The sequence below is a fragment of the Brevundimonas sp. CURTG3B2_SDJG genome (assembly GCF_057364705.1).
Map to the genome: position 1 here is coordinate 1 of NZ_JBNFOJ010000200.1, position 5,411 is coordinate 5,411.

The window sequence follows — 5,411 nt, forward strand, 5'->3', positions numbered from 1 at the left end:
GACCCCCGCCCTAGCCGAGGCCGCGCCGCGGCTTCGGCGCCGTCGGCGTCCGAGCGGGTCATCAGCCGCAACGACATCGTCGAGGTGGCCTATCGAGGCCGACGGCGTCCGCCTGACCATCTCGGGCCGCGCCGAGGGCAACGCCGCGCCCGGCCAGCGCCTGGCCATCCGCAACCTTCAGTCCGGCCGCATCATCGACGCGGCGCCACCGGCCGACAGGCCGTCGCCGGCCCGGCCGCCCAGGCGCTCCGCGCCCAACAGTTCGCCGCCCGCTAGAGGGAAGAGTAACCCATGCGCACCGCCCTGATCGTCACCGCCGCCGCCCCTGTCGCTGGGGGCCTGCTCGACCGCCATCGAGGCCGTGCGCGGCCCGGAACTGGCGCCCATCGGCTATCCCGCCGCCCTGGTGCCGACCAGCCAGGCCTATCAGCCCTCGCCGGAACAGCAGCGGCTGGACCGCGCCGCCAGCGCCAACAGCCTGTGGCGCACGGGCGCCCGCACCTTCTTCGGCGACCAGCGCGCGCGCCGGATCGGCGACATCGTGACGGTCAACATCAACATCGACGACCGCGCCGAAACCCAGAACTCGACCAACCGCAGCCGGACCAACGCCATCTCGGGCGGCGTGACCAACTTCTTCGGGCTGGAGAACAGCCTGGGCCGCGCCTTCCCGGGCGGCTTCGATCCGGCCAACATGATCGGGATGGAAGGGGAATCCAACGCCGCAGGCTCGGGCTCGGTGAGCCGTGCGGAACGCGTGAACCTGACCATCGCGGCGGTGGTGACCGACGTGCTGTCCAACGGCAATCTGGTCATCCAGGGCCGGCAGGAAGTGCGCACCAACCGCGAAGTGCGCGAGCTGACGGTCGCAGGCATCGTGCGGCCCGAGGACATCTCCTCGGCCAACACCATCGCCCACACCCAGATCGCCGAGGCGCGCATCAGCTACGGCGGCCGCGGCGACATCAGCCGCGTCCAGGCGACGCCGGCGGCCCAGTCGCTGGTGGAGCGCTTCAGTCCGTTCTGACGTATCGGCGTCGGCGGCGCCGAGGCTCAGCCCTCGGCGGCCGCCCTGCGCCGTTCCTTGCCGGCGAACTCGCGCGCGACCGACACCAGGATCTGCCGCTGCTCGGGCGACATGGCGGCGAAGCACTCCGCGAGCACGCGGCCGTCCTTGAAGGCGCCGATGCCGGCGGCGGCCTGCTCGTCCGGCGCGCCGTCGGGCTCGGGGAACAGGCAGCTCACGCTGACGCCCAGCGCCTTGGCGGCGCGGACCAGCATCGAGGCCGACACGCGGTTGGTGCCGCGCTCGTACTTCTGGATCTGCTGGAAGGTGACGCCGACGGCGGCGCCGAGCTGGGACTGGGTCAGGCCGGCCTGGGTCCGTTCCGCCCGGATACGGGCGCCGACATAGCGGTCAACGGGATCAACGGCGTCAACATCGAAAGGCATGGGGAGACTCCTCGCAATCAGGGTTGCGCGTCCGCACCCTCTTCGCAAGCCCCCGTTGCACGCGGTCGGGGCGATCTCAAGGCGCCGATCGCGACGCACAGCAGAACGCCCCAGCTCCATAGATAGTAGGCGGTGAAATAGCCCCATTGTTCCAGTTGGATACGAAGGGCGAAGGTGGCGTGGGTCGCCACGATCAGCATCTGGAACCCGGCCGCCGCCACTGGCCACATCCGGCGCGAAAAAGCGGCGTGGTACATCAGATAGAGCAGTAGGCCGACATCGATAGCGACCAACAGGCCGGCCGGACCGATTCGGCCGCCCAGCGGCGCGAGGGCCGAAGCGACCCAGGCCGCGGCGACGACGCAGGCGACCTGCTTCTCCAACGCGCTCCCCCGCCAGAAGGCGAGAAGCGCCGTAGCGGCCAGCGCGACAAAGCCCGCGATATAGACTGATAATGCGAGAATGGCGCGAGCTCCCCTGCCCGCGCCATCCTTGGTCCGACTAGCTGACTAGAGCAAGTCGCCCCTCGGGCGCCGGACGAGGCACGGGCTCTTCGGACTTGAGGCCGCCCCCGATGGCCACCGATCTGTACGGAGACATCTCTTTCAGCCGCGCCAGTTCCTCATGGACCGAAATCATGGCGCTGCGCGACTGAACCTGGCCGGCCATCGATTCCATCAGGGCCTGGAACGCGGCCTGACCGACGGTGGAGGCCATGCCCGACTGCATCCGGGCCCGGGGCAGCGCCTGGGCCAGAGCGCCGATCTTGCAGTAGGCCTCCTCGATCGCGGCCTCCGCCTGGAACAGCTGTTCCGCGAGGTCGATCGCCACATCCACTCGTTTCATTTTGTTTGCCTTCTCGATGAGACAGGCGGGTCAGGGTCCGTCTTTCCCGTAGCGGAGCCACTGGAAGAGGAAGGCGACCTGCTCCGCGCCGAAAAACAAAGCCGCGGTGGCCGCCACGAAGGCGGCGAACCCCACGACCAGGGCTAGGCGTGCAAGGGGGCCGTAGGCGCCTGCGGCTGGAAGTCGCCATCCATCAGCGCGAAGCCGATGCACAGAATCTCCCGGATCGTCTCCTCGACCGGCAGAAAGGCCGCCTGCTTGCGCGTGCCCTCCACCAGATGCCGGACCATCAGCCGTTTGGCTTCCGTGTCCGCGAGGTTGATCATAACCGCTTCCAGCTGCTCCCAACTGATCGACGGAAGCGTTTCTGGTTGTCGTACTTGATGGGTCATACAGCCCCCCTTTCGCCGGCTCATCCGGCCAGACGGAAGGGCGTTCGGCGATTGGGACTGATCCCCATTCCGACTCGTTCTGAATGCTCTCCTCGGCCGCCAGCATCAGCGCCGCGGTCACGCGATCGCCGGCCTGCAGCTTGCGCATCGCCTTTTCGCAGTGGCGATCGACGGTGGAGGGGCTGATGCCCAGCCGACGGGCGATCTGCTTGGACTGCATGTGGGCAGCCACCAGACGCAGGCACTCCCGTTCGCGCGATGTCAGGAGTTCCGTGGATCCCATGTCGCTGTTCTCATGCCCGTCGGCCTAACCAAACCCCGTGGCCGCGGGGCGTCAACCATGCTTCGGCTGCGGAGCCATCATTCGATGATTCCTGTTCGCGCGAGCAGCGATAAATCGATCACAACCCTCGACGGCGCCTGCACGATTCAAGCGGAGCGGTGAACCGTTAACGCGCAACGGCGTTTGCCGGACAGACGAGAGTGTCCGCCATGTTGAAGTTCGCCATTCCCGCCGTCGCCGCCCTGGGCCTGATCGCCATCGCCGCGCAATCGCGCGCGACCGACGCCGATGTCGCCCAAGCGTCCGGCAAGATGGGCTGGCATCTGAGCCACGAGCCCGGCTTGGCCAAGCTGGCCTATGGCGTGGAGAACTCCGATCAGTTGGCGTTGATGATGACCTGTCGGCGAAACGGGGCCCAGGCCGTGGTCTACGGCGACGTCCAGCCGGCGCGGGCGCGGCTGATCCGGGCCTCGCGGACCTCCGCCGAAATCGATCCTCTGGACGGCGACCTGCCCCAAGAGACGCTGATCTCGACGGGCGATCCAACGCTGCGCCGTCTCGAACGCGACGGCGCCCTGGCCGTTCAGGGCGAAGCGGGGGATTTCGAATTGACGGCGACGCGGGACGAGCGCCGGATGATCACGGAATTCTTCGCCTATTGCGGAAGCGACAAGGTCTGACCAGATCTCCTTGTCCGGGAACTCAGCGGGGGGCTGAACCATGATCGCCGCCGTCTTCGCCGCCGGGGCCCTGGCCCTAGGATCACAGACCGTCCCGCCCGAGAGCGCATGGACTTGGACCCTGTATGGAGACGAGACCCCCGTCGTCCTCGCCAACGAGATTCCCGACACCGCCAACCTGCGAACGACGCTGGAATGCACGCCCGGCAGCAGCGTGGCGCGCCTGACCCTGTACGGCGGGGACCCTCTCTCGGGCATGGCCCGGCTGACCGCCGGCTCCGCCTCGGCCGTCGCCGAGGTGGAGCCGGGACGCGGCGGCGGGTTGAAGCTGGCCATGCGGACGGACCATCCCGCTTTCGCGGCCTTCGGCGCCACGGGGCGCCTGGGCGTCGCCGTGGGCGAACAGCGTCGGCAGTCGAAGTGCCGGCCGCCCACCTTGCCAAGCTGCGCCGCTTCGCCGAACTGTGCTCGGGTTGAGAGCGGAGCGCCCATGCGCCTGACCCTTCCGTTGCTTCTGTCCGCCCTGACGCTGGGCGCGTGCGCGTCGACGCCTTCTGGCCCCTCGCCCGCCGCCTCGTCCGCCCCGGTCCCGGTCGAAGGTTATGACTGGTTCTTCCACGAGGACGGCGACACCGCGCGCCTGGCCTACGGGCTGGCGGAAAGCGACGACCTGCGCCTGGGCCTGGACTGCCGGCGCCGATCGGGACGGCTGGAGCTCAGCGCGACGGCTCCGGCTGGAGCGCCGGCCGAAATCCATCTGGAGTCCGGCGGCGACACCGAGCGCTTCCGGGCGAAATCCGAACCCTCGGAGCTGAACGAAGGGGCCTTCCTGACCGCCGAGGCCAAGACCGACGAGCCGGTGTTCCTGCGCTTCCGCCGGCTGGGCTGGCTGGCCCTCTGGCGGGGCGACGAACGGCAGACCTACGCCCCCCATCCCGGCTCGGCCGAGCGGGTCGAGCGCTTCTTCGCCTTCTGCGGTTGACGCGCGCATCCCGCTGGGATGCAGTCCCGCCCCATCCGGGAGGGACCTCATGAAGATCGTCATCGCCGCCAGCGCCGTCGCCCTGCTCGCCGCCTTCGCCGCGCCTGCGGCGCTCGCCCAGTCCGGCGCTCCGCCGGCGGCGGCGGCCCGCCAGGCGGACGATCCGGCCCTGGCGTCGATCCTGTCGGACTACGAAGCCTATCTGCGGTCGGTGGACCCGATCACCGCCGGCATGGAGGGCGACCGCGCCGCCCTGTCGCGCCTGCCCGACGCATCGCGTGCCTTCGAACAGGCCCAGGAGCCGGTTCTCAAGGGCTTCGCCGACCGGCTGGCCGCCATCGATCCTTCGGGCCTGTCGGCCGAGGACGGGCTGAACCACGCCTTCCTGGTCTACGTCATCCAGCGCTCGCGCGACCGCATCCCGCTGGACACCGGCCGCATCGACGCCTTCAGTTCCGAGGGCGGGCCGGGCCAGAACATCGGCTATCTGGCCAGCGTCACCCGCATCGCCACCACCGCCGACGCCGAGGCCTGGATCGCCCGGCTGGAGGCCATGCCCAAGATCTTTTCCGACCAGTTGGACAACGCCCGGCGTGGGCTGGAGACCGGCCTGGTCCAGCCGCGCTCCGTCGTCGAGAACGCCCTGTCCCTGATCGAACCCGAGGCGGCGTTGACGCCCGCGGCCGATCCGCTTCTGAAGCCGTTCGCGACCCTGCCCGCCTCCATCCCGGCCGACCAGCAGGCCGTCCTGCGGGCCCGCGCCGCCCGCGCCGTGG

Annotated in this window: 9 protein-coding genes and 1 pseudogene; 5 read left to right on the top strand and 5 right to left on the bottom strand. The window is 69.5% G+C overall.

Annotated features, from left to right (window positions below; translation table 11 throughout):
- Positions 1 to 91 precede the first annotated feature (91 nt).
- Together AC2W7C_RS12955 and flgH are read left to right on the top strand one after the other, a co-directional pair.
- Positions 92 to 307: a flagella basal body P-ring formation protein FlgA gene (locus tag AC2W7C_RS12955; RefSeq protein WP_486001815.1), complete on the top strand. Its 216-nt coding sequence runs from the start codon at positions 92 to 94 to the stop codon at positions 305 to 307.
- Positions 308 to 325: 18 nt separating this feature from the next.
- Positions 326 to 1,027, top strand: coding sequence for a flagellar basal body L-ring protein FlgH (flgH, locus tag AC2W7C_RS12960; RefSeq protein WP_486001816.1), 702 nt, complete (start codon positions 326 to 328; stop codon positions 1,025 to 1,027).
- A gap of 26 nt (positions 1,028 to 1,053) precedes the next feature.
- On the opposite strand, the gene AC2W7C_RS12965 is transcribed toward flgH, so the two are convergent.
- The 5 genes and pseudogenes from AC2W7C_RS12965 to AC2W7C_RS12985 form a co-directional block, all read right to left on the bottom strand.
- A complete protein-coding gene (locus AC2W7C_RS12965) occupies positions 1,054 to 1,452 on the bottom strand; it encodes a helix-turn-helix domain-containing protein (RefSeq protein WP_486001809.1) in 399 nt (132 codons plus the stop codon).
- Positions 1,453 to 1,469: 17 nt separating this feature from the next.
- Positions 1,470 to 1,835 (bottom strand): hypothetical protein, encoded by a 366-nt coding sequence (locus AC2W7C_RS12970; RefSeq protein WP_486001810.1) that lies wholly within the window; start codon positions 1,833 to 1,835, stop codon positions 1,470 to 1,472.
- 118 nt (positions 1,836 to 1,953) lie between these two features.
- The gene (locus tag AC2W7C_RS12975) at positions 1,954 to 2,298 is read right to left on the bottom strand and encodes a hypothetical protein (protein ID WP_486001811.1); all 345 of its coding nucleotides are present in this window, start codon (positions 2,296 to 2,298) and stop codon (positions 1,954 to 1,956) included.
- 143 nt (positions 2,299 to 2,441) lie between these two features.
- Entirely contained in the window at positions 2,442 to 2,690 is a 249-nt protein-coding gene (locus AC2W7C_RS12980; RefSeq protein ID WP_486001817.1) for a hypothetical protein, read from the bottom strand.
- 115 nt (positions 2,691 to 2,805) lie between these two features.
- Positions 2,806 to 2,973 (bottom strand): annotated as a pseudogene (locus AC2W7C_RS12985) (response regulator transcription factor); the annotation flags it as partial.
- Positions 2,974 to 3,182: 209 nt separating this feature from the next.
- Between AC2W7C_RS12985 and AC2W7C_RS12990 the strand changes: the two are divergent.
- From AC2W7C_RS12990 to AC2W7C_RS13000, 3 genes are all read left to right on the top strand, one after another.
- Entirely contained in the window at positions 3,183 to 3,653 is a 471-nt protein-coding gene (locus tag AC2W7C_RS12990; protein ID WP_486001812.1) for a hypothetical protein, read from the top strand.
- Between the two features lie 40 nt (positions 3,654 to 3,693).
- On the top strand, positions 3,694 to 4,635 hold the full coding sequence (locus AC2W7C_RS12995) for a hypothetical protein (RefSeq protein WP_486001813.1): 942 nt from the start codon (positions 3,694 to 3,696) through the stop codon (positions 4,633 to 4,635).
- 49 nt (positions 4,636 to 4,684) lie between these two features.
- On the top strand, positions 4,685 to 5,411 hold a 727-nt coding region (locus tag AC2W7C_RS13000; protein WP_486001814.1), incomplete at its 3' end, for a DUF885 family protein.

Bases quoted from the DNA above. Each gene is read 5' to 3' on its own strand.
- AC2W7C_RS12965 (WP_486001809.1), bottom strand. From the start codon at position 1,452: ATGCCTTTCGATGTTGACGCCGTTGATCCCGTTGACCGCTATGTCGGC.
- AC2W7C_RS12975 (WP_486001811.1), bottom strand. From the start codon at position 2,298: ATGAAACGAGTGGATGTGGCGATCGACCTCGCGGAACAGCTGTTCCAG.
- AC2W7C_RS12980 (WP_486001817.1), bottom strand. From the start codon at position 2,690: ATGACCCATCAAGTACGACAACCAGAAACGCTTCCGTCGATCAGTTGG.
- AC2W7C_RS12990 (WP_486001812.1), top strand. From the start codon at position 3,183: ATGTTGAAGTTCGCCATTCCCGCCGTCGCCGCCCTGGGCCTGATCGCC.
- AC2W7C_RS12995 (WP_486001813.1), top strand. From the start codon at position 3,694: ATGATCGCCGCCGTCTTCGCCGCCGGGGCCCTGGCCCTAGGATCACAG.